Annotated in this window: 20 protein-coding genes and 1 pseudogene; 11 read left to right on the forward strand and 10 right to left on the reverse strand. The window is 65.8% G+C overall.

All coding sequences use genetic code 11. The features are described from left to right. Positions 1-2: 2 nt before the first annotated feature. The 3 genes and pseudogenes from trbG to BLR05_RS11370 all read right to left on the reverse strand — a co-directional run. Positions 3-1,031: a P-type conjugative transfer protein TrbG gene (gene trbG, locus BLR05_RS11360; RefSeq protein ID WP_092834580.1), complete on the reverse strand. Its 1,029-nt coding sequence runs from the start codon at positions 1,029-1,031 to the stop codon at positions 3-5. Further along, on the reverse strand, positions 1,028-1,729 hold the full coding sequence (gene trbF / locus BLR05_RS11365; RefSeq protein ID WP_092834581.1) for a conjugal transfer protein TrbF: 702 nt from the start codon (positions 1,727-1,729) through the stop codon (positions 1,028-1,030). The genes trbG and trbF overlap by 4 nt, the downstream gene beginning before the upstream one ends. A gap of 12 nt (positions 1,730-1,741) precedes the next feature. After that, positions 1,742-2,668 (reverse strand): annotated as a pseudogene (locus BLR05_RS11370) (type IV secretion system protein); the annotation flags it as partial. Here BLR05_RS11370 and BLR05_RS11375 point away from each other — a divergent pair. The 11 genes from BLR05_RS11375 (at position 2,628) to BLR05_RS11430 (ending at position 13,407) form a co-directional block, all read left to right on the forward strand. Continuing rightward, complete coding sequence (locus BLR05_RS11375; RefSeq protein WP_143015899.1) at positions 2,628-4,622, forward strand: ParB/RepB/Spo0J family partition protein; 1,995 nt, start codon at positions 2,628-2,630, stop codon at positions 4,620-4,622. The pseudogene BLR05_RS11370 and the gene BLR05_RS11375 overlap by 41 nt on opposite strands. Positions 4,623-4,681: 59 nt before the next feature. After that, positions 4,682-4,888 carry a hypothetical protein gene (locus BLR05_RS11380; RefSeq protein ID WP_092834584.1) on the forward strand — a complete coding sequence of 69 codons (207 nt, stop codon included), beginning with the start codon at positions 4,682-4,684 and terminating at the stop codon, positions 4,886-4,888. A 207-nt stretch (positions 4,889-5,095) separates the two neighbouring features. Next, entirely contained in the window at positions 5,096-5,269 is a 174-nt protein-coding gene (locus BLR05_RS26545) for a hypothetical protein (protein WP_167361242.1), read from the forward strand. Between the two features lie 451 nt (positions 5,270-5,720). Next, complete coding sequence (locus BLR05_RS11385) at positions 5,721-6,035, forward strand: DUF736 domain-containing protein (RefSeq protein WP_092834585.1); 315 nt, start codon at positions 5,721-5,723, stop codon at positions 6,033-6,035. A 441-nt stretch (positions 6,036-6,476) separates the two neighbouring features. Next, on the forward strand, positions 6,477-6,776 hold the full coding sequence (locus BLR05_RS11390; protein WP_208606007.1) for a helix-turn-helix transcriptional regulator: 300 nt from the start codon (positions 6,477-6,479) through the stop codon (positions 6,774-6,776). An 89-nt stretch (positions 6,777-6,865) separates the two neighbouring features. Further along, a complete protein-coding gene (locus BLR05_RS11395; protein WP_092834586.1) occupies positions 6,866-7,639 on the forward strand; it encodes a replication initiator protein A in 774 nt (257 codons plus the stop codon). A 238-nt stretch (positions 7,640-7,877) separates the two neighbouring features. Next, positions 7,878-8,516 (forward strand): ParA family partition ATPase, encoded by a 639-nt coding sequence (gene parA / locus BLR05_RS11405; RefSeq protein WP_092834588.1) that lies wholly within the window; start codon positions 7,878-7,880, stop codon positions 8,514-8,516. Then, entirely contained in the window at positions 8,513-8,785 is a 273-nt protein-coding gene (locus BLR05_RS11410) for a chromosome partitioning protein ParB (protein WP_092834589.1), read from the forward strand. Before parA ends, BLR05_RS11410 begins: the two co-directional genes overlap by 4 nt. Continuing rightward, complete coding sequence (locus BLR05_RS11415) at positions 8,782-9,402, forward strand: S26 family signal peptidase (RefSeq protein ID WP_092834590.1); 621 nt, start codon at positions 8,782-8,784, stop codon at positions 9,400-9,402. Before BLR05_RS11410 ends, BLR05_RS11415 begins: the two co-directional genes overlap by 4 nt. 460 nt (positions 9,403-9,862) lie before the next feature. Next, positions 9,863-11,857, forward strand: a complete 1,995-nt coding sequence (locus BLR05_RS11425; RefSeq protein ID WP_092834592.1) for a relaxase/mobilization nuclease domain-containing protein — start codon at positions 9,863-9,865, stop codon at positions 11,855-11,857. A 617-nt stretch (positions 11,858-12,474) separates the two neighbouring features. Next, entirely contained in the window at positions 12,475-13,407 is a 933-nt protein-coding gene (locus tag BLR05_RS11430) for a LysR substrate-binding domain-containing protein (protein ID WP_092834593.1), read from the forward strand. Here BLR05_RS11430 and BLR05_RS11435 read toward each other — a convergent pair. From BLR05_RS11435 to BLR05_RS11460, 7 genes are all read right to left on the reverse strand, one after another. After that, positions 13,385-14,125: an AP2/ERF family transcription factor gene (locus BLR05_RS11435; protein ID WP_244160088.1), complete on the reverse strand. Its 741-nt coding sequence runs from the start codon at positions 14,123-14,125 to the stop codon at positions 13,385-13,387. The two genes, BLR05_RS11430 and BLR05_RS11435, sit on opposite strands and share 23 nt — an antisense overlap. A 142-nt stretch (positions 14,126-14,267) precedes the next feature. Then, positions 14,268-14,822 (reverse strand): hypothetical protein, encoded by a 555-nt coding sequence (locus BLR05_RS11440; protein ID WP_092834595.1) that lies wholly within the window; start codon positions 14,820-14,822, stop codon positions 14,268-14,270. 28 nt (positions 14,823-14,850) lie between these two features. Next, on the reverse strand, positions 14,851-15,303 hold the full coding sequence (locus BLR05_RS11445) for a tol-pal system YbgF family protein (protein ID WP_230681051.1): 453 nt from the start codon (positions 15,301-15,303) through the stop codon (positions 14,851-14,853). Beyond that, the gene (locus tag BLR05_RS25845; RefSeq protein WP_143015897.1) at positions 15,300-15,740 is read right to left on the reverse strand and encodes a tetratricopeptide repeat protein; all 441 of its coding nucleotides are present in this window, start codon (positions 15,738-15,740) and stop codon (positions 15,300-15,302) included. The genes BLR05_RS11445 and BLR05_RS25845 overlap by 4 nt, the downstream gene beginning before the upstream one ends. 10 nt (positions 15,741-15,750) lie before the next feature. Continuing rightward, entirely contained in the window at positions 15,751-17,322 is a 1,572-nt protein-coding gene (locus tag BLR05_RS11450; protein ID WP_092834596.1) for a PAAR-like domain-containing protein, read from the reverse strand. After that, the gene (locus BLR05_RS11455) at positions 17,315-18,433 is read right to left on the reverse strand and encodes a DUF2169 family type VI secretion system accessory protein (protein ID WP_092834597.1); all 1,119 of its coding nucleotides are present in this window, start codon (positions 18,431-18,433) and stop codon (positions 17,315-17,317) included. The genes BLR05_RS11450 and BLR05_RS11455 overlap by 8 nt, the downstream gene beginning before the upstream one ends. A 16-nt stretch (positions 18,434-18,449) precedes the next feature. After that, positions 18,450-19,865 (reverse strand): type VI secretion system Vgr family protein (locus BLR05_RS11460; protein WP_143015898.1); only part of this gene is annotated, 1,416 nt, incomplete at its 5' end.

The following is a 19,865-nucleotide window of genomic DNA, read 5'->3' on the forward strand; positions in this document are numbered from 1 at the left end:
GGTCATTCCCTCCGGGCACCATCCGTGCGTTCGATGCGCACCACTTCGCCCTCGCCCGCTTTGCCGTCAGCGCTCTTGCCGCCGCCAAGGCGCAGTTCGGCCGCGCCGAACAGGCGATCCACGACGTAGTACGGCGACCGGAAGCGGTAGTTCACCAACTGCGCATCACCCTGGGCGCCGATGACGAACAGCGGCGGCAGTTCACCCTGGGCGATGCCGGGCGGGAACTGGATGTACACCTTCTGCCCGTCGTCGAAAGCACGCAGCGGCTTCCACGACGGGTTGCTGCCAGTGATCGCATAACGGAACCGGATCTGCTCCAACGAGAGGCCGGCATCTACCGGAGCAGCCGCTTGCGCGGCCTGGGCCTGGCGCTGCAGCGCCAGGATGCGGTCCTTGGGATAGTCCCAGGAAACGGAGGCCATCCATGCCTTCTCGGTGGAGGTCATCTCCAGCAGGTAGGTCCGGCGGCTGGTCTTGATGACGAGATTGGTGTGCAGGCCTGCGCGGATCGGCTTGACCAGGATGCTCACGCGCTGATCCGCGCCGCTGCCGCTGGTGGTGTCCCCCACGATCCAGCGCACGGTATCGCCCGCGGCCACGGTGACCAGCTCCTCTCCGGGCTGCAGCGCGATGTCGGTGACGCGCCCTGCTGCCGTGTAGACCTGGTACAGGGCGCCATCGGTGTAGGGCCACACCTGAATCGCGTTGACGTAGCCTTCCCGCGTTGGCGCAACGCGCGCCTCGGCGTTGGCGCGGGAGACCCGCACCGCCTCGTCCGCCGGCTCCGGCGCGGGCTTGGGCTCGTCTGTGGCCGGCAACGGCTTCAACTGCGCGGGCATGGGCAGCACCTTCGTCACCTCCACCACTTCGACAGGCTTCGGCGGCTCGGGCAGCGGCTGCGCCTGCACCGGCTCGTCGAGCGGGATACGCGGCGCGGGCCGGCCTTGCGATGCACAGCCGCCCAGAGCGACCACCAACGCGATCGCTGCAGCCAACGTGGAAGCGGAAATACGGAAACACGGATTCATGGCTTGGCTCCTTCGGGGGCATCGAGTTCGCGGCTCCACGAAAGGCCGTTGACGTAGATACCCAGTGGGTTCTTCCGCAGCTTCTGCTCGGTCCGCGGAGGCTGCAGGACGATGGAGATGACGGCGGTCCAGCGTTCGGTGCCCGCCAGCGATCCGTTGGCGAAGCGCTGTTCAGTCCAGCGCACGTTGAAAGAGGAATCGCTAGCGCGGACCACGCTGGTGATCTGCACGGTCACCGACTCCTTGCCGACACGCGCGAACGGGTCGTTGGAGCGGGCGAAGTCGTTGAGCACGCCGGCCCCCTTGTCCGTGGTGTAGTTGTAGGCATCGAGCCAGTTCTGCCGCACCACGACCGGATCGACGGACAGCGAGCGCACACGGGTGATGAACTGCGCGAGGTGGAAGGCGATCTGCGCGTCGGTGGGCTGGTACGGGGTGACCGCCTCACCCACGGCCCGCACGTGCTCCTTGTCCACTTCGACGACGTAGGGCGTAACGAGCGACTGCGTGGAATGCCAGATGCGGTCGCCGGCCAGCGCGAGCGCCAGTCCGAGGCAGCCAAAGGCCATCAGCCGCCAGTTCTTCGCCTGTACTCGGGCCGAGCCGATGCGCTCGTCCCAGGCCTGGGCCGCTGCCTGATAGGCAGTCGCGGGCTGCGGGGTGTCGCTATAGCGCACCCGTGGTCGTTTGAATCGCATGGGAAAACCTCCTTATGAATCGGGATCAAGACGCGGCCCTTGGGAAGAGCCGCCTCCATCGCCGCCGCGCAGCGCGTTCGCTGCGGTGCCGGCGGCATGGCCGAGTTGCTGGCGCCGGTGCAGCCGCTTCGCCCACGCGGGCTGGGGCGGCGGATCGGTGCCGCGTGCGGGGGCGTCGGCACCGGCCTCGCCTCCGACGTTGCCCGCGGCTCCGGTATCAAACGCTGCAGCCATGCGCCGCTCAAAGGACTGGACGCCAGCCGCCGCCCTCCTGCCGGCCGCGCGCATGCCGGCGCGCGCCACCTGCCCGAGACCGGCGGCGGCGCCTTCCGGGCCGCCGCCCGCGGCAGCGGAGCCGGCGCGGAAGATGGACTGAGCCCGGCCCGCTGCACCGGCCGCTGCGCTGGCCCCGCGATCCAGTGCGCGGGCGGCGGCAGGCGCCATGCGCGCTCCGGCCGCGACGGCACTGCCCACGCCGGTCGCTGCAGCGCCGATGGCGACGGCGGTGCCGGCCGCGCCCACCGCCGCGCCTGCCATCGCACCCGCGCCGAGCTGCGGTGCACCGGACACCAGCCCGGTGGCGATGCCTGGGCCGAAGATGCCCAGCGCCAGCAGCGTGAGCGAGGCCAGCATGATGACCAGCGCGTGGTCGATCGAGGGCTGCGCAGGGTGCACCTCGAACTCTGCGAATAGCCCGGAGCCAATGCCCACGATCACCGCCAGCACCAGCACCTTGATGCCGGAAGACACGACGTTGCCGAGGACTTTTTCGGCGAGGAACGCGGTCTTGGACCAGAGGGCAAATGGCACCAGCACGAAGCCTGCGAGCGTGGTGAGCTTGAACTCCACCAGCGTGACGAACAGTTGCACCGCCAGCACGAAGAAGCACAGGATGACGATGAGCCACGCCAGGAACATCACGACCACGGGCGTGATGTTGATGAACAGATCCGGGAAGGGCCGCAACGTGCGCAAGACCCCGCGCATGTCCATTCCCGAACTGGCGGCCAGCATCCAGCGCGTGGGCCTGCTACAGAACCTGATCGTGATCGCCGCTGCCGATGGCGAGCATTACGAAGTCGTGGCCGGTGGGCGCAGGCTGGCCGCGTTGAAGCTGCTGGCGAAGCGGCGCCGCCTCAGCAAGGAATGGGAGGTGCCTTGCCTGCTGGTGGCCGACGGCACGGCCCGCACGGCCAGCCTCACGGAGAACGTGCAGCGCGAAGCCATGCACCCCGCCGACCAGTTCGAGGCCTTCGCCGCGCTGGTGGCCGAGGGGCGGCCCATCGAAGACATTGCGGCCGACTTCTCGGTCACCCCGCTGGTGGTACAGCGCCGCTTGAAGCTGGCGAACGTCTCGCCGCGCCTGATGGCCGACTACCGTGCGGACGCCGTGAACCTGGACCAGTTGATGGCCCTTGCCATCACCGATGACTACGCTGCGCAGGAGGCCGCGTTCTACGATGCACCGACGTGGCAGCGCCAGCCGGCAATGCTGCGCGAACGCCTCACCGAACGAGAGATCGACGCCTACCGGAATCCGCTGGTGCGATTCGTGGGTTTGGGTGCCTACGAGGCCGCGGGCGGCGGTGTGCGCCGCGACCTGTTCGCGGAAGCGGATACGGGCGTGTACCTCAGCGACGCCGCGCTGCTGGAGCGGCTGGCGCACGAGAAGCTGGCTGGGATTGCCTCCGAGGTGAAGGCCGAGGGCTGGGCCTGGGTGGAAGCCGTGCCGACCGCGACCCATGCCGACCTGCACGCCTTCCAGCGCGCGCCGCGAGAGCACCGCACCCCAACCAAGCGCGAAGCCCAGCGCATCGAGAAGGTGCAGGCCGGGATGCAGGAAATCGACGAGGCCATCGAGGCCGCGATGGACGCCGACGACGAGGAAGCTTTGGAAGCCTTGCATGAGGAGAGCGAGCATCTGCGCCGCCACCGGCAGGTGCTGGAGGACGGCTTGCTGTGCTACGCCCCAAACGTGCTTGCCGTGGCGGGTGCCGTCGTCACCATCGACCGCAACGGGGAGGCGGTCGTCCATCGCGGGCTGATGCGCGAAGCCGAGGCCAAGGCACTGCGGACGCTGGAGCGGCTGCGGCAAGGCTTTGCCGATGGCGATGCGAGCAACGACGACAGCGAGGACACCGAGGGCGCACCCCAAGTCGCCCTCTTGTCCGATCGGCTGGCGCAGCGCCTGAGCGCGTACCGCACGGCGGCACTCCAAATCGAGGTGGCCCGGCATCCGCAAGTGGCCCTGGCCGCGCTGGTGCATGGCATGGTGCAGTCCATCTTGCAGGACGGCCACTTCCGCCGCGATCTTCCATTGGGCGTGTCCGCCACCGCGCAAGATCGGCTGGAGCGTGTGGCCTCCGACTTGCCCGAATCGCCAGCGGCCACGGCGCTGCGCGAACTGCAGTGCGGCTGGGCTGCGAAGCTGCCCGAGGACAGCGCCGAACTGTTCGCCGCATTGCTGGCGATGGAGCAGGACGAATTGGTCAAGCTGCTGGCGGTGTGCGTGGGGGCCACCGTGGACGTCGTGACGTTGCGCGCCGCGCATCGCCACTCGGGCGCGGTGCTGGCCGAGGCGGTGGGCCTCGACATGGCCGCATGGTGGCGCCCCACGGCGGAGGGCTACTTCCGGCACATCCCCAAGGCCGCGATCCTGCATGCAGTGACCGAGTTCGCACCGGAACACGTCAGCCGGCTGGCGAAGCTGAAAAAGGCCGACGTTGCCAGCGAGGCCGAGCGGCTGGCCGATGGCACGGGCTGGATGCCGACGATTTTCCGTTCGGACGACCCGCAGCAGCAGGAGGGTGTGCAGCCCGAAGACCCGGCGCAAGACGCTCCGGACGATGCCGGAGACGGGGAGATTGAGGCTACGCAAGCGATGGCCGCCTGATCCGCAATCGGAACAGTGCCCCGGCCGCGGCCGGGGCGTTTCGTTGCAGGAGCAATCTCATGTCTCGCAACATCACCCGCCGCCAGCGCATAGCGGCGATCTACGCACCCGGGACCGTGCGCCCGCCGTTGGACGGCGCTGACGACGTGCGCGGCTACCGCCCACCCTCGGGCTGGTCGGCCCAGGCGGACCTGACCGATACGCACCCCATCACCGGCCGCGTTCTGCCGCGTGCAGAGTCGTGGATCATCGAAACGAAGGAATAGCCGCAATCGGCCGCGCCCAGCCCGTTCCGGGCTGGGCGCGGAGAAAAATCCGGGCGCTGCAGTGGCCGCGCCCTGTGTTGAATGCAGCTTTCGAGCAGCCTGTGCGGCTGCGAATCTTCTGGCCGAGGCCGTGCCGCCGGTGGCGTCAGGCCTCGGCGTCAACCACGCATGCCTCCGCACCTGCGGCGCTGCGGTTGCCTTCAATGCATGGCAACTGGCAATGCCAGCCGCGCGATGCGCGACTGCCATGTCATGCAGCGCCATGCCTGGGGTGTGCGGCGGATGCCGCGCGATGGCGTGCTGCGCGACCGGAACCGCTCGTGCTTGCCGACCTCGACGGCGGCGGTTCAATGCCAGGACGCGATGAAGGACTGCTCATGAACGTGTCCCGCTGCCAGCCGGCTTCGCCGGTCTTCTTCCTGTAGCTGCCATGCGCTGCGCCGCTGTACGCGGCGGGGCGCATGCTCGTTGCCAACCTTGCCGTTGGGATGGCCTCGCGGGTGTTGGAGGCTCAGCGTGCCGGTGCAGCCGTCGTGCGCAGGCACCGAGTCCGCCATGCCACCTTTCGGGGAGGGCCGGCACCAGTACGTCCTTGTTTGTCGTGAATCCTGGCGTGGGCGCGGCTGCGCCTTGGGCTTCATCCCCGCAACCTTCCAGCGAAAACAATTTCCCCGCCGCTGCGCGGCTTCCTCGCGCAGCAAATTCTTTTCGCTTCCAGGCTCTCCACTGCGTTGCGACCGCTGCGCGGTGCGGTCAGCCCATCCCCCGCCGGGCGGATCACAACAAGGACGCACTGGCGCGACCTTGGGTCACCCCGAAAGGAGAAATCACCATGGCAAACATCGGCACCTTCACCACCCAGAACGACGGCTACACCGGCACGCTGCGCACCCTCACGCTCAACGCGAAGGCCCGGCTGGTCCCCAACGACAAGGCCGACAACGAGAAGGCCCCTGACTTCCGCCTCCAGGTCTCCGGACACGACATTGGCGCGGCATGGAAGAAGACCAGCGAAGCCGGCCGGGACTACCTGTCCGTGACCCTGGACGATCCTTCGTTCCCGGCGCCGATCTACGCCCGCCTGGTCGAAGGCGAGGACGGCAAGCATGAGCTGTTCTGGTCACGCAGCAAGCCTCAGGCGTCCTGACGGCGGCCACCGAGCCCCGCCCGTCGGCGGGGCCGGATTGCCCCGGCCGCGGCCGGGGCAAGGCGCAGAGCCACAGAAGCGCAGAAGCGGAGAAGCGCATCTCCGCGGAAGCACAAATCCGTAAATCCGCATCTGTGCAATTGCTCGTTCGATGCCATCCGCAAAAGCGCAATCGTGCTTGTGCAAGCATGCACGGAGCCGCTTCCGTGGATATCCACGAAAGCACGCATGCATGCCGTTGCCGTGCGCCAATGGCACCCGCACGCGTATTACTTCGCTCGCCGGTCTCAGCGCAGACGGCAAGCGTCTGAGTGGGCTTTCAGTCCCGACGCGGAGCGATTCGGACCGAAACGGACATGCACTGCCGCGCTGTCCTCCAGAGACTGCTCCCACCCGACCTGCTTCCGCGGTCGGGGCTGTGAATCGATGGAGAACACCATGATGCGACCCACAACCTTGCGGCCCGAGGCCGCCCCCGGCGCTGCGCCGCAGGCTGCTACCACCGCCGCGCACCCACCGCGCTACCTCACCAACGACGAAGCCGCGACGCACCTGCGCCTGTCCCCGCGAACGCTCGAAAAGCTGCGCGTGATCGGCGGCGGCCCGAAGTTCCGCAAGTTCGGCCGGCGCGTGATGTACGCGGTCACTGACCTCGATGCCTGGGCGGATGCGCGCAGCTTCGAGGCGACGTCCGATCCCGAATACGCCGAGCGTCACTCGGCGGACAGCCGTGCGCGGTGACCGGGGCCACACGGCGGGCTGCCGCGCCGTGCGAGCCGGAATCGCGGGAGCGGGAACAGCTGGATCTGTTCCGCGCCTTGCCTGGCGACATGGCGCCGCGCGACAGCCAGGACCTGATGGCTTACCCATTCTTCTCGCTCGCGAAGTCGCGGCGCACGGCGCCGATCGACTTCCAGGCCGGGAACGTGAAGATCCGCGTGGAGGGCACGCACGAGCACGGCATCGCGACAATCTGGGATGCCGACATCCTGATCTGGGCGGCCTCGCAGATCGTGCAGGCGCGCGATGCCGGCCTGCGGCCGTCGCGGCTGATGCACGCCACGCCGTACGAGATCCTGCGCTTTATCGGCCGCGGCACGTCGCTGCGCGACTACCAGCGGCTCAAGGCGGCGCTGGACCGGCTGCAGTCCACGACGGTGGCCACGTCCATCCGCGAGACTACGGGGCGCCGGTTGCATCGTTTCTCGTGGATCAACGAGTGGAAGGAGCTGGCCGATGCCCGTGGCTTGCCGCAGGGCATCGAACTGATCCTGCCGGACTGGTTCTTCTCCGGCGTGGTGGATTCGGCGCTGGTGTTGACCATCGACCCGGGGTATTTCCGGCTCACGGGGGGCATCGAGCGCTGGCTGTACCGCCTCGTGCGCAAGCACGGCGGGCGGCAGCCTGGAGGCTGGCAGTTCGACTTCCAGCACCTCTATCGCAAATCGGGCAGCGTGGCGCGCTACTACGACTTCGCTGCGGATTTGCGCGTCTTGGTTGCCCGGCAAGCGTTGCCGGGATATCGGCTATGCATCCTGCCTGCCGATGGCACTCGGTCGCCCTTGCTCTCGTTCCGGCCCGTGCTGCCGACGGCACGGGGATAACCGCGGTAATTCCTGTGGACGGCCTCGTGCTATCAGGCAACTCGGGCATCGTGCTATCGGGCAACGATTACTCGTGCTATCGGGCAACAAAATCGGCCGCAGAGCCAATGCCAGCGCGGGTTTGGGAGCCCCTTAACGTACCTAACCCTATTTCTAACATTGGTGGTAGAAGCGCCGCGATTCGGTGGATAACCACCAACCGGCACGCGCAGTTCTCCGCGATCGGGAGGGCCGCGCCATGATCTTCGCGCTGCTCAACCAGAAAGGCGGCGTCGGCAAAACCACGCTCGCCACCCACATCGCGGGCGAGCTGGCGATGCGTGGTGGGCACGTCATCCTGCTGGACGCCGATCCACAGGGATCGGCGCTGGACTGGACGCAGCGTCGTGCGCAACAGGGGCTGCCACGGCTGTTCAGCGCGGTCGGCTTGGCGCGCGAGACTTTGCACCAGGAGGCGCCGGAGCTGGCGCGCCGCGCCGACCACGTCGTGATCGACGGGCCGCCGCGCATCGCCGCGCTGGCGCGCTCGGCGCTGCTGGCGGCCGACCGCGCCTTGATCCCCGTGCAGCCCAGCCCGTATGACCTCTGGGCCAGCGCCGAGATGGTGGCGCTGATCCGCGAGGCGCAGGTGTTTCGGCCTGCGCTGCGCGCGGCCTTCGCACTGAACCGGCGCGTGAGCACCACCGTCATCGGTCGGGAGGCACGTAGCGCGCTCGCGGAGCAGCCACTGCACGCGCTGCACGCGGAGGTGCGCCAGCGCATCGTCTTTGCCGACAGCGCGGCCGCTGGCCGGCTCGTCCGGGAGACGGCACCGGACAGCGCTGCGGCCCGAGAAATCGCCGCACTGGTGGACGAACTGTTGCGGTGGACGACATGACCGCAAAGCCCGCATCTCGCGCCAAGCGCGTCGGCATCGGCGCGCGCCCGCCCGCGAATCCGCATGCCGAGGCATGGATTCGCCAGGGCGACGCCGATGCGCTCACCAAGGGTGACCTCTACACCGCGCGCCTGACGCTCGACATCACGCCCGCCATGCGAGCGCGCATCAAGGTGTCCGCGTTCACACGGGGCGTGACCGTGGCGGAACTGCTGCGCGGCCTGTTGGAACGTGAATTCCCAGAAAACTCCACGGATACCCGACCATGATCACATCCGATTCCGAAGCAGCGCCCGTGGCCGGCATTGCGCAGCAGGCGCTGCCGCCGCGCGCACGTCGTCCACGGCGGCGCGCTCGCGCCATGCTCGCGGCTCTGTCGGCCGCCGGCCTCGCGGCGCTCGCCTGGGCCTCCTTCGCGCATCCCGATCCGCGGCTTATCTACAACCCGTCCGACAGCGTGCCGGTAGGCTGGTACCGCATCGATCCCATGGCGTCCGCTGGATCGCGGTCGCCGACCCGGGTGTCGGTGGGCAGCACTGTGCTGGTTCGCTTGCCGGTCGGCGTCGCCGCGCTTGCGTCGCAGCGCGGCTACCTGCCGGCGCACATCCCGCTGCTCAAGCGCGTCGGCGCCGTGGCGCCGCAGCATGTCTGCATCGTGGCGGGGCATGTCCTGATCGACGGTGTGCCGGTGGCGCGCACGTTGACAGTGGACCGGATGGGCCGGCCGCTGCTGTCCTGGCCGGAGTGCCGCCAGCTCGCACAGGGTGAACTGTTCTTGCTCAGTGCGACCAATCCAGCCTCGTTCGACAGCCGCTATTTCGGCCCGGTCAGCGCATCCGCCGTGGTCGGCGTTGCGCGTCCGGTCTGGCTGGAGACACGCCCATGAGGGCGCCCGATTCGCTGCACGTTGCCGTGCATCTCACCGTGCCATCGCGCATGGCGTCGCGCTGGTCGCTGCCGTGTCGTCGCGCGTGCAGCGCGTGCGCATCCGCACCGCGCTTCGCGAAACATCCGGTGCAGCCGCCCACTGTGCAGTGTGCTTGCCTCGAACGCGCCCGGCCTGCGGTCCCCAGCGCGTCCGTCGTCGAGTTCGCTGGCCGTCTGGCCGCGCGCAACACTGCGCCGTCGGGCTGCCGGTGCCTGAAGCGGAAGCAGAAGGCGAAGGCGGAAGGCAAGACAAAAGGACGCGGCACCGGGCCGCGTCGAAAGCCAGTCTGCACGTGGGGTTGGCGCGGCACGCGGCGGCTTCGCCCCCGTGCCGCGTGGGGTGCTGGAGTTTCGCCGCTCCAGGGATGTCCGCGTGCTTCTCGCGCTCTGGCGCACTGCAGCTTGCCCGAGGGGCAGTCATGACCCAGGGCCGCGACGACGACTTCCGGGTGCGCCCCAGCGCCCCGAAAAACCGAGGCAAGGGGCAGAGCCAAAGCTTCATTTCCAAGGTGCTGAAGCAAGCTGGCAAGGCCAGTGGCGGCAAGCCGCCAATGCGACGCCCCGGGGCTGGCGGCAGCGGCGCGCGCGCCGGCCAGCGGCCAGGCTCTCGCCTCGGCCGCGGCCATACGGCGGCACGCTTCGCGGGCGCGAACCTGACGCCCATGTCGCGACGCGTGACCATCAAGACCTTGCTGGTCAACCAGCGCCAGGCCAGCCCCCGGTCGCTCGCCAAACATCTGCGTTACATCGAGCGTGACGGCGTGGGCCGTGATGGCGAGCCCGGGCAGGCCTACGGGCCGCAGACAGACACTGCGGACCTGGACGCCTTCAAGCAGCGCTGCGCCGACGACCGACACCATTTCCGCTTCATTCTCTCGCCGGAGGACGCATCGGAACTGGAAGACCTGCGAACCTATACGCGGCACCTCATGGGCCGCATGGAGGCCGACCTGGGCACGGGGCTCGATTGGGTCGCGGTCAACCACTGGAACACCGACAACCCCCACACCCACATCGTCGTACGGGGCCGGGACGACACCGGCAAGGACCTCGTGATCGCCAGCGACTACATCGCCCATGGCTTCCGCCACCGTGCCGCCGAGCTGGCGACGGAATGGCTTGGACCGCGCACCGAACTGGAGATCCAGCAGACCTTGGGGCGCGAGGTGGAGCAGGAGCGCTGGACCAGCCTGGACCGCACCCTGCAGCGCGAGTTGGGGGAGGGTGGCCAGGTGCAGATCGAACGCTTCAACAGGCCGGAGCTGCAACGCCAACGCCTGGTGCTCATCGGCCGGCTGCAGCGACTGCAGCGACTGGGGCTGGCGGATGAGGTGCAGCCCGGAACATGGACCATCCACGCGGACGCGGAGAAGACCTTGCGGACCCTGGGTGAACGGGGCGACATCATCCGCACCATGCAGCGAGCCATGTCCGGTGCCTCGCGCGAACTGGCGATATTCGAGCCGGGTGGTGATGGCCGCATCGTCGTCGGTCGCGTTGCCGCGAAGGGGCTCGCCGACGAACTGCACGACCGTGGCTATCTGGTGGTCGATGGTGCCGACGGCAAGGCGCACTACGTCGCGTTGAGCCGGCGCGATGAACTGGCGAACTACCCGGTGGGCGCAGTCGTGGAAGTGCGCGGTACCACGGAGGTGCGCATGGCCGACCGGAACATCGCCGCGCTGGCCACCGATGGCCTGTATCGCGCAGACCATCACCTCGCGATCAAGCAGGGCCGCGCCGCGCCCGACCGCGACCCGCGGGAGGTCGTCGCAGCCCATATCCGCCGGCTGGAAGCGCTGCGCCGGGCAGGCATCGTGGAGCGCGTGTCGGAGGGGCTGTGGAAGGTGCCGGACGACCTGGCCGAGCGTGGCCGCCGACACGACGCCCAGAGGCTGGGGGGTGTCGCCGTGGAGCTGAAATCGCACCTGCCCATCGAGCGCCAGATCCGGGTCATCGGGGCGACTTGGCTGGACCAGCAATTGATCGGCGGTGGCGCCGGAGTAGGGGACCTGGGCTTTGGTGCGGACGCCAAGCTGGCCATGCGGCAGCGCGCCGACTTCCTGCTGGAACAGGGGCTGGCGGAGCAGCGTGGGCAACGCATCCTCCTGGCGCGCAATCTGCTGGGCACGCTGCGCGGCCGGGAACTCGCGCAGGCCGCGAAGGACATCGCGGCCGACACCGGCCTGGCGCATCGTCCGGTGGCTGACGGACAGCGCGTGGCCGGCATCTACCGGCGCTCCGTCATGCTCGCCAGTGGGCGCTACGCGATGCTGGACGATGGCATGGGCTTCAGCCTGGTTCCATGGCGGTCCGTCATCGAGCCGCGGCTGGGGAAGCAGCTTTCCGCGACGGTGCGCGGTGCATCGGTGACGTGGGATGTGGGGCGGCAGCGCGGGCCGTCGATCGGGTGATAAAAAGCCGCAAGGGCTATGGTTCCTGTTAACCATCGACGCACCTATCCATTCGACTGCTGCGCGGACGCGGGCGGTTGGGATTTCATTTGTCCCGTGAAGCGTTTATTGGCTCCATAAAGTGAGATGCGCAGAAACAAATTCCATCCCTCGGTAGGGAAGCGAAGCGTCTACCGTCCCTCTACGATCGGCCCCCTCCCAGGGGCATGCTCTGCAGTAGGTACGACCTGTCTCTCGGCCCTGAAGCCTGCAGGCGCTGGCTCGGTTCTCCCGAAGGGCCTTACCGATGACGGCTGGGACGCTGCACTGAGGTCGCCTCGAAAAGCATTGGATTGCGAGGACCACGCTGACGAAAACGTTTGCGCCTGAAATTTTCAGAACGGTATCGATCAAGCGACTCGTGGGCGTGTCCCAAGATTGACCAGATCGCGAAGTTGAACGGAAGCCAAATGCCTGCGGGATAGCGCCACCAAAACTCGATGCGCCTCACACTCGTGCGGTAGGGATACATGAATGAAAGATCGTCAACAGCAGGAGGCCATATGCAATGAGGTAGCCGATGAGGGAATGAGCAGGAGACAAGACCGATGGATTGGAGTTCAACAAGGAAAAACAATATGGAACTACGCCATCTTCGGTGCTTCCAAGTGGTAGCCGAAGAACTTCACTTTTCGCGTGCGGCTGAGCGCCTGCACATTGAGCAATCGCCGCTCTCCCGCACCATCAAGGAGCTGGAGGCGGACCTGGGAACACCATTGTTCGTGCGGACTACCCGCAGCACGCGACTGACGCGTGCCGGCATGCTCTTCAAGGAGCGCGTGCCACGGATCTTCGCTGCGCTCCACCAGGCTTGCGATGGCGCAAAGGCCGCGGCCAGCGGGTTCAATGGCCAGCTGCGCATCGCGCTGTCGGACGGCGTCACGCCTTCCGGACTCCCCACGCTACTGGCCCGGTGCCGTGAAGAGGAGCCGGAGACCGACATCAAGCTGTACGAGGTCACGCTGTCCGAGCAGATCGCTGGACTGCGAGACGACTTGTACGACATCGGGTTCGCGCAGTCTGCCGACGTTGGCGATGGCCTCCTGGCCGAGGCCGTCTGGGCCGAGGAGCTGGCAGTGGCTGTGCCATCGCGGCATCCGCTTCTGGCGCACAAGCATCTGGCGCTCGAAGAGGTGATGCGCTATCCACTCGTGCTGTGCGACCCCAAGGCATACGAAGGCCAGGCAATGCAGGTGGAGCGCATCCTTCAGCGAACGGGTGTGGAGCCGCTGGTAGCGGAGCGCGTCGCCTCGTTCGACCTGATGATCGCCTTGGTGTCTGCGGGATTGGCGCTGGGGCTGGCTGGAGCGTCCTACATTGCGCCCAGCCGGGCTGGGGTGGTGATGCGTCCGTTGGCGGCTCCGGCCCCCTTGCTCACCACCTATCTGTTGCGCCCCGACAAAGTGCCGTCAGAAGCGCTGGCCCGGTTCATCGCCCGCGCCCAGGCGGTCGGCTCCATGGATGGTTTTGGTGCATGCTGCCCAAGCGTCAGATCCCAGGCTGCGGTTTAGCGGCATCAGCACCAGCGCTCCGCTGCTGAGCGCATCTGCGCGCTGGCTCTGGAGGCTGCGCCAACCAGGCGCCGCGCTGCTCAAACGCACGGCGCCTGGCATCGTCTTCCCCATGTTCGTTCACGGAAAACTGTTTGCGTCGGGTGCCTCCAGTGGCTAACGCGCACTCTGCAACCCAGTAGTCGCGGCAGACCTGCGCGCCGCTGCGCAGGCTCCACTTGATCTGGGTGCGGTACACCCGCTTATCTGCCGAGGGCTGACGCCTGCTTTCACCCGCGGGCGTCTTCTCTCGCTTAGGCATGGTGGGCTCGACAACAGCGGTTGGCGCCGGGCCGGGCGGCATGGCATCCGGGTGGTGCACGAACCAGCCGTCGAGCAACTTGAGCAATTCGAGCCGTGCTTCCACGGCCTTTTGGCGGGCCTTTTCCTCGCCATACTTGACTACCGCGAAGGTTCGCCTGCGCGTGGTTCCATCCGGCAGAGACACCATCGCACACCACCGTGCAAAGCCATTTTCCTCGCGGCGCGACACGCCCGGGATACCGGACTTGTTGTTGCTCCGGATGATCGTTCCGAACTCGCTCCGGCTCATCGCAGGAATCTTCTTCAGGATGGCGTCTCGATAGGCGATCGCCGCGGCCTTGGCTTTCTCCGGGTCGCCATAGGTGGCAACTCGGAACTCCTGGTGGAAACGCTCGCCGCGGCGGGCGATCGACACCGACCACCGTAGCAACCTTCCGCCTTCGTACCTTGGGGTCAGCCCGTAGATCTTTTCGGGTCTCTCTGGTCCCGAGGAACCTGGCACTCCTGCACAAGTGGGCGTGGCGATTGGACGTGTATGCATTGCGTCCACGATGCAATCAGGCTGCGATGCTGGCCTCGGCCGGCTTGAACCCGGGAAGCCAGGACGCCCCCACCCAGTCCCCGGAGCGCACCAGGCTCATGGTCTGCAGTGTCTTGCCCCGGCCGCCGAAAGCGCACTGCACTACCCAGGCCTGACCGTCGAATCCAGGCACCAGGAAGCAGGCCATCTCCGGCAATGCGAGTAGTGCTTCATCGCCTTCCTCCGCCAGCAGTGCCACGACATCCCGCGAGGTAGCCGTTGCTACGTCGAGTCCTTTGGGCCAATCGCCTTTCCATGGCGCGACTGGCCGGGACAAGGGAGTATGAAAGGTCAGGGCGTGCAGACCCCACAGCTGCTCATGGTCGGGTAGGGTAGGGTCCATGCACTGCAACATGAGATCCAGCCCCAGGCAATCCACGCTGACGGGATATGGGTCGGCATCATGGCTTCGGCGAAGATCCCTGACTGGCGGCTGCAACGACATCAACGCCTTCTGCAGCGGTTCCTGGCGACTGTAGCGGCCAAGATTGCGCAGCAGCATGTCGGGCAGAGGATCGAATCGGATGGGCATACAGCAACTCCCGTAAAGATCAGGCCGATCAGCGATTCGAGCGCAAAAACGCCAGGTACTTTGGATCCTCATCCGAAAACAACTCATCGCCCTCCTGCATATGGGCTTGTGCCAGCATCTGCTTGGCTTGCGTCGTCTCCCCCAGTTCGAGGGCCGACTGGCCCACCCGTAGCAAGAGGTAAGGGTTCCCCTGACCGCCTGGTCCACTCATGGCGTCAAGAAACGAGATGCGCGCCATCCTGAAATCGGAGAGGTTGAAATACGCCTCGCCCAGCGAGCCGTTCAGCCAAGTCCACGCCTCCCACTCATACTGTGGTGCGGGCAACAGGTCGAGGGCCTGCTGCAGCGGCTCGATCGCAGCCGAAGGCCTGTCGCTCTCCAATGCGTCATTGGCCTTTTCCGACAGCGCAGTCACCTTCTCGTAGATGTCGTCAGGCAACTCCAGGCCGCCATCTTCCTCAAGATTGTCGCTCGCCATCATTTACTCGCCTTTTTGATTTGGTCCAGTGCGAACTTCAAGTATTTCGGATCTTCACTTGCATAACCTCTCCTACCACCCATCTCATATGCCTTGATAAGATTCTGCGCTGCCAGCTCGTGCCTGCCGGATTCGTAATATATCTTTCCAAGCAGAAGGTAAGGTTTGGGATCGCTCGGCAGAGGATCACATTTGAAAAGTTCTTTCACCCACGTTTCCGCAGCGGAAAAATTTTTCCTCTCTATGTAATAGCCTGCGATAGTTTTTGTTACACTTTCGGAAGAATCCCAAGAATGCTTGGGCTCCGGAAAAGCATCCCAGCTCGCTAGGAGCTGCGCTTCAGCCAAAGCATAGTCCCCCGCAGCTTTGGCTTCCCTGTATATCTTCCCATTTTGAACCAGCTTTTCCAGCACTTCAGGAGGAAGGGGCTGAACGTCCATAAAAACTCCTCTATTTCAAAGGATTCAAATAATTTTCAGGTAACTTCGCGCCAGCAGACCTGTTCAAAGAGTAGTGATCCAAAACATAATTTTTAGGATCGTTCATAAACGCTCTAACCTCGGGTGATCTCGCTCCGTAATATCGACCTTCTTTATTCCAATATGTAACTGCATCTTTCGTATGCGCCATATCACCCTCATTCAGATTATACCACTTCTGGTTAGATGCCTTAAACTGCTTCTCGCCCGTGAGGGGGTCCGTCCGTATTTGCCCATCTTTTTCCATCCTCGCAATGACGTCACGGCCGGTTTTCGATGTCTTACCCGGTGTCTTGCCCAAGAACAACTCACGCAGGCTGCGGGCTTTGATCTTTACTCCATTCGCCTTCCGAGTTGAAAATTCTTTGGCCGACTTGCCCTTTTTCGTGAGAACTCTGTATTCCTCCACGGGTACTTCTGCCGCCTCGGCCGCCTTAGAAGCTTCGCCCGGCTTGGCAGCGGTCCCCAACTCGTCGCCCACCTTGGCGCCGGCTCCGGCGCCTTCAGCCGCTTTCCCTCCGGCAGCCAAGCCCTCGCCAGCCTTGCTCCCTGCACTGGCTGCATCCGCCGCCTTCACGCCAGCGCTTGCGGTTTCCACCGCCTTCGCGCCCTGAGCCAGCTTGGCCACATCGCCGACGACCAGTACCAGGCTTCCTATCTCCAAGCCAGCCCGCGTCACCGCCTCGACGTGATTACCCTTTTCCCAGGCGTCCGTCACCGGCTTGGTCAGTTCATGGCCCGCAGCCTTTGCGGCCTGCTTGAGTGTTTCCAGGCAGACGTTGCCCAGCCGGATCTGCTCCGCGAGAATCTGCGCATCCAGATTGCTATGAAGGGCGCCTGCGATGTTGCCCTTCTTGCCGACTGTGTAGAGAAGCTGTCCCAGGCCAAGGCCGATATCCTTGACGAAGCCCAGCGCTCCTCTCGCCACCTGCCCGCCATAGTGACCCGCCTTGGACCATCCGCCCTCGTTCTTCATGTCGATCGAGGCGATGGTCTCGTCCGCTGATTTACTCCAATCGCCAAATCGGATGTATTCATCCAATTGGTCCGGATTCATGAAGCTCAGCTTCTCTTTGAGTTGCTGCAGTCTTTCCAGCTCCGGTGAGGTCTTCGGTGGGTCGTTGCAGGGCAGTTTGCCGTTCTTCACCACTCCCGCTGGCGCACTCTGCTCTGTGATGAGTTTGCCGACTGTGTTGGGTCCACCTGGCCCGACGTTCATCTGTACTATCGTGTCGTGGCGCGCACAGATCAGTCCGTTGACTTTCACGCTCGTGTTGTCGCCGATCAGCCGTACGTGCCCAGGCTGCTGCGACGTCTGGGACACCACGCCCATGCCCGCATTTGCATTTGTGCCGCGGACCCAGTCGGTCAACCGGTACACCGGCATGCCACGCGCGTACACATTCGGGGAATACTTCAATTTGTTCGACAGGCTCCTGAAACTGTCGAACGGGACGGCGGTACCGCCGACCTTGCATACATCAGGTGTCGTGCAGACCGCAATCCACTTCGCGGCCGCCTCCGCGACGTGCTTTCTAGCCATGACCCACCTCTGTCGAAGCCCGCTGGCGGTGGATATGAACAGGCTGTTCGGTGCCACGCTGCGCCGGCCCGGCAGGAATGCCAGCCAACATGACCTTGCGCAGCCCCCACTCCTTCGGCACTGCGCGGCGCCACACCATTTGCAGTGACAGCCTGTCGAGATCGATGGTCACGGTGTCCAGCCGTAGCGGAAGGGGCTGGGTCAGCCCGTCCTCGTCCGTGAGCAAGCTCAGGATGTCGATACCCGGAAGGTGGGTGTCGATGCGGCCCGTGGTGTCGCAGCCGATCAGGGTGATGGGCTCGTCGCCTTTCAGCCAGCCAGAGGCGATCAGGTCAGGCTGCGCGGATTGGTAAAACGCGAAATCGAAATCCGGCGGCAGGTAAGGGAAGTGCTCCGCACGCCATGCGTCATCGTAGGTGCCGGCATGGCGGGCGCGCTGCGGGTTCCAGCGGGGTACCGGGCCGAAGCACACGGGCGCGAGCCGCTCGCGGATGTCGCGCAGCGGCTTCTGCACATCCTCGATCTGCGGGGCCAGGTAGAACTGGGCGCGGTCCAGTTCGGCGTCGCCCACGTAGCCCCGGCCCACCGGATTGGGCTGGTAGATATCGAAGGCCTGGGCATCGTGGATGTCGTCGGTGGCCGGCCCGCGGTACCGGGAACGGCGCACAGCGCCGCCGTACGCCATCCCTGCGTGCAGGGGCACGGCGGTCGTTGGTTCGGGCTTCGTCAGGTGCCAGCCGCGCAGCGGCGTCCAGTGCCACGCACGCAGGCCGGTGACCAGCGCGGTCTTGGTGAGCGGGCCGACGCGCACGCCGATGGGCCAGTGCGTCGCGGGCTTGCCGTCCAGGGGCCGGGCGTGGCCGAGCACATGCACGTCCGTGCGCTGCTTGCCGACGACGAGGTGGGTTTCCTCCAGGAACGGCGTGCTCTCGGGCGCGCCGACGTAGCGGTCCACGCACTGGATGGGCATCTGCTCATCCATGGCCAGTACGGGCTGTCCGTGCGCTAGGGTGAAGCTGCCCGCGACGATGACGACATCGAAGAAGCGCCCTTTGGTGGTCGCTTTCTCGATGACCATGTGCGGGAACGGGCTGTGGTTTTCGACGTCCATGCCAGTCCAGGGCGAATCAGTTCAGGTGGATGTCTTCGCCCTGGATCACCACGTTGTCGCCATCGGCCGTGATCTGGATGAGCCTGCCGTTGACGCTGACCGTGCCGTCGTCCTTCATCTCCAGCACAGACTTGCCCACCTTGAGGGTGATGCTGCTCTCGTCCATGACCAGGCTGGAGCCACCTTTTGCTCCAGAGCCGCCGGAAGGTGCCGTGATGTTCTTGGAGACTGCGCCGGCCGCCGCGCCCCCACCACCTCCGCCCACGGTGAGCGCGTATTTCTTGCCTGCCGTGTGGGTGTGCTCCATCCCGATGGTGTCGCTGCGGTTCATGCCCACGTTGGTCATCATCGTGATGCCCACGTTGAGGTTGTAGGCCACGCCGACGTTGGCCATCTTGAAAACGCCCGTGGTCTGGATGCAGCCCACGCCGATCGTCTCGGTCTTCAGCAGGCCGACCGTGGTAGTCCAGTTCTTCGCGATGGAGTCAGTCTCGCTGCGGCCGACCGTTTTGCTGCGGTTCTTGCCGATGCGGATGTCTTCGTTGATGCCGACCGTCTCATCCCGGTTGTCGCCGATCGAGATCGTCTCGTTGTGGTCCACCCGCTCCTTGCGGTTGGAGTGGATGGTGATGGTCTCGTCGCCATCGACTTCCTCGGTGCGCCAGCCGTGCACCGTGATCTTTTCATTGCGGTCCACCGTCTCCGTGCGGTCCCGGTGGATGGTGTTCGTCTCGTCCCGGTCGATGGTCTTGCGCCGGTCCTGGCCCACCCAGTGGTCCTCATCGTTCTCCACTTCGATGAGCTGGTCCTTCTGCGCGTGCAGCCATAGCTGCTCCGCGCCCTTCTTGTCCTCGAAGCGGATCGCGTTCGCATCGCCCGCGCCGTTCTTCATGCCGTCGCCGAAGGCGCCGCCCTTGCTGGATTTGGTCTTGATGCCCGACTGCGTGGCGTTGCCCGGCAAGGCCCAGGGCGGCATGTTGGCGGCGTTATAGACGCAGCCTACGACCAGGGGATAGTCGGGGTCGCCATTGAGGAAGTCGATCACCACTTCGTGCCCAATGCGCGGGATCGAGATTGCCCCGAAGCCCGAGCCCGCCCAGCTCGTCGCCACCCGCATCCAGCAGCTCGAGTTCTCGTCCATCGCCCCCAGCCGGTCCCAGTGGAACTGCACCTTGATGCGGCCGTACTCGTCCGTCCAGATTTCCTCGCCTGCCGGGCCCACCACGACGGCGGTCTGTGGGCCCGTGGTTCTGGGCTTTTGCGTCTTGCGCGCCGGGGTGTAGGGCAGGCTCGTGGGCTGGGCCGTGAGGCTGAACTTCTGGAAGGAGCCGTGCTCCTCGTTGTGCTTGAGCGATTCCCCAGGCTTGGCACTGTTGAACGATGAGCTGCGCGGGTTCTCGTGCAGGTGGTAGGTGACGCCCGTGATGAGGTA

Origin of the sequence: Paracidovorax cattleyae, assembly GCF_900104515.1 — a bacterium.
In the GTDB taxonomy this organism is placed as follows: Bacteria; Pseudomonadota; Gammaproteobacteria; order Burkholderiales; family Burkholderiaceae_C; genus Paracidovorax; species Paracidovorax cattleyae.

Bases quoted from the DNA above. Each gene is read 5' to 3' on its own strand.
- BLR05_RS11410 (WP_092834589.1), top strand. From the start codon at position 8,513: ATGACCGCAAAGCCCGCATCTCGCGCCAAGCGCGTCGGCATCGGCGCG.
- BLR05_RS11390 (WP_208606007.1), top strand. From the start codon at position 6,477: ATGCGACCCACAACCTTGCGGCCCGAGGCCGCCCCCGGCGCTGCGCCG.
- BLR05_RS11430 (WP_092834593.1), top strand. From the start codon at position 12,475: ATGGAACTACGCCATCTTCGGTGCTTCCAAGTGGTAGCCGAAGAACTT.
- BLR05_RS11380 (WP_092834584.1), top strand. From the start codon at position 4,682: ATGTCTCGCAACATCACCCGCCGCCAGCGCATAGCGGCGATCTACGCA.
- BLR05_RS11375 (WP_143015899.1), top strand. From the start codon at position 2,628: ATGAGCCACGCCAGGAACATCACGACCACGGGCGTGATGTTGATGAAC.
- BLR05_RS11450 (WP_092834596.1), bottom strand. From the start codon at position 17,322: ATGGCTAGAAAGCACGTCGCGGAGGCGGCCGCGAAGTGGATTGCGGTC.
- BLR05_RS11395 (WP_092834586.1), top strand. From the start codon at position 6,866: ATGGCGCCGCGCGACAGCCAGGACCTGATGGCTTACCCATTCTTCTCG.
- BLR05_RS11455 (WP_092834597.1), bottom strand. From the start codon at position 18,433: ATGGACGTCGAAAACCACAGCCCGTTCCCGCACATGGTCATCGAGAAA.
- BLR05_RS25845 (WP_143015897.1), bottom strand. From the start codon at position 15,740: ATGGACGTTCAGCCCCTTCCTCCTGAAGTGCTGGAAAAGCTGGTTCAA.
- trbF (WP_092834581.1), bottom strand. From the start codon at position 1,729: ATGCGATTCAAACGACCACGGGTGCGCTATAGCGACACCCCGCAGCCC.
- BLR05_RS11385 (WP_092834585.1), top strand. From the start codon at position 5,721: ATGGCAAACATCGGCACCTTCACCACCCAGAACGACGGCTACACCGGC.
- trbG (WP_092834580.1), bottom strand. From the start codon at position 1,031: ATGAATCCGTGTTTCCGTATTTCCGCTTCCACGTTGGCTGCAGCGATC.
- BLR05_RS26545 (WP_167361242.1), top strand. From the start codon at position 5,096: ATGGCAACTGGCAATGCCAGCCGCGCGATGCGCGACTGCCATGTCATG.
- BLR05_RS11440 (WP_092834595.1), bottom strand. From the start codon at position 14,822: ATGCCCATCCGATTCGATCCTCTGCCCGACATGCTGCTGCGCAATCTT.
- BLR05_RS11425 (WP_092834592.1), top strand. From the start codon at position 9,863: ATGACCCAGGGCCGCGACGACGACTTCCGGGTGCGCCCCAGCGCCCCG.
- parA (WP_092834588.1), top strand. From the start codon at position 7,878: ATGATCTTCGCGCTGCTCAACCAGAAAGGCGGCGTCGGCAAAACCACG.
- BLR05_RS11415 (WP_092834590.1), top strand. From the start codon at position 8,782: ATGATCACATCCGATTCCGAAGCAGCGCCCGTGGCCGGCATTGCGCAG.
- BLR05_RS11445 (WP_230681051.1), bottom strand. From the start codon at position 15,303: ATGATGGCGAGCGACAATCTTGAGGAAGATGGCGGCCTGGAGTTGCCT.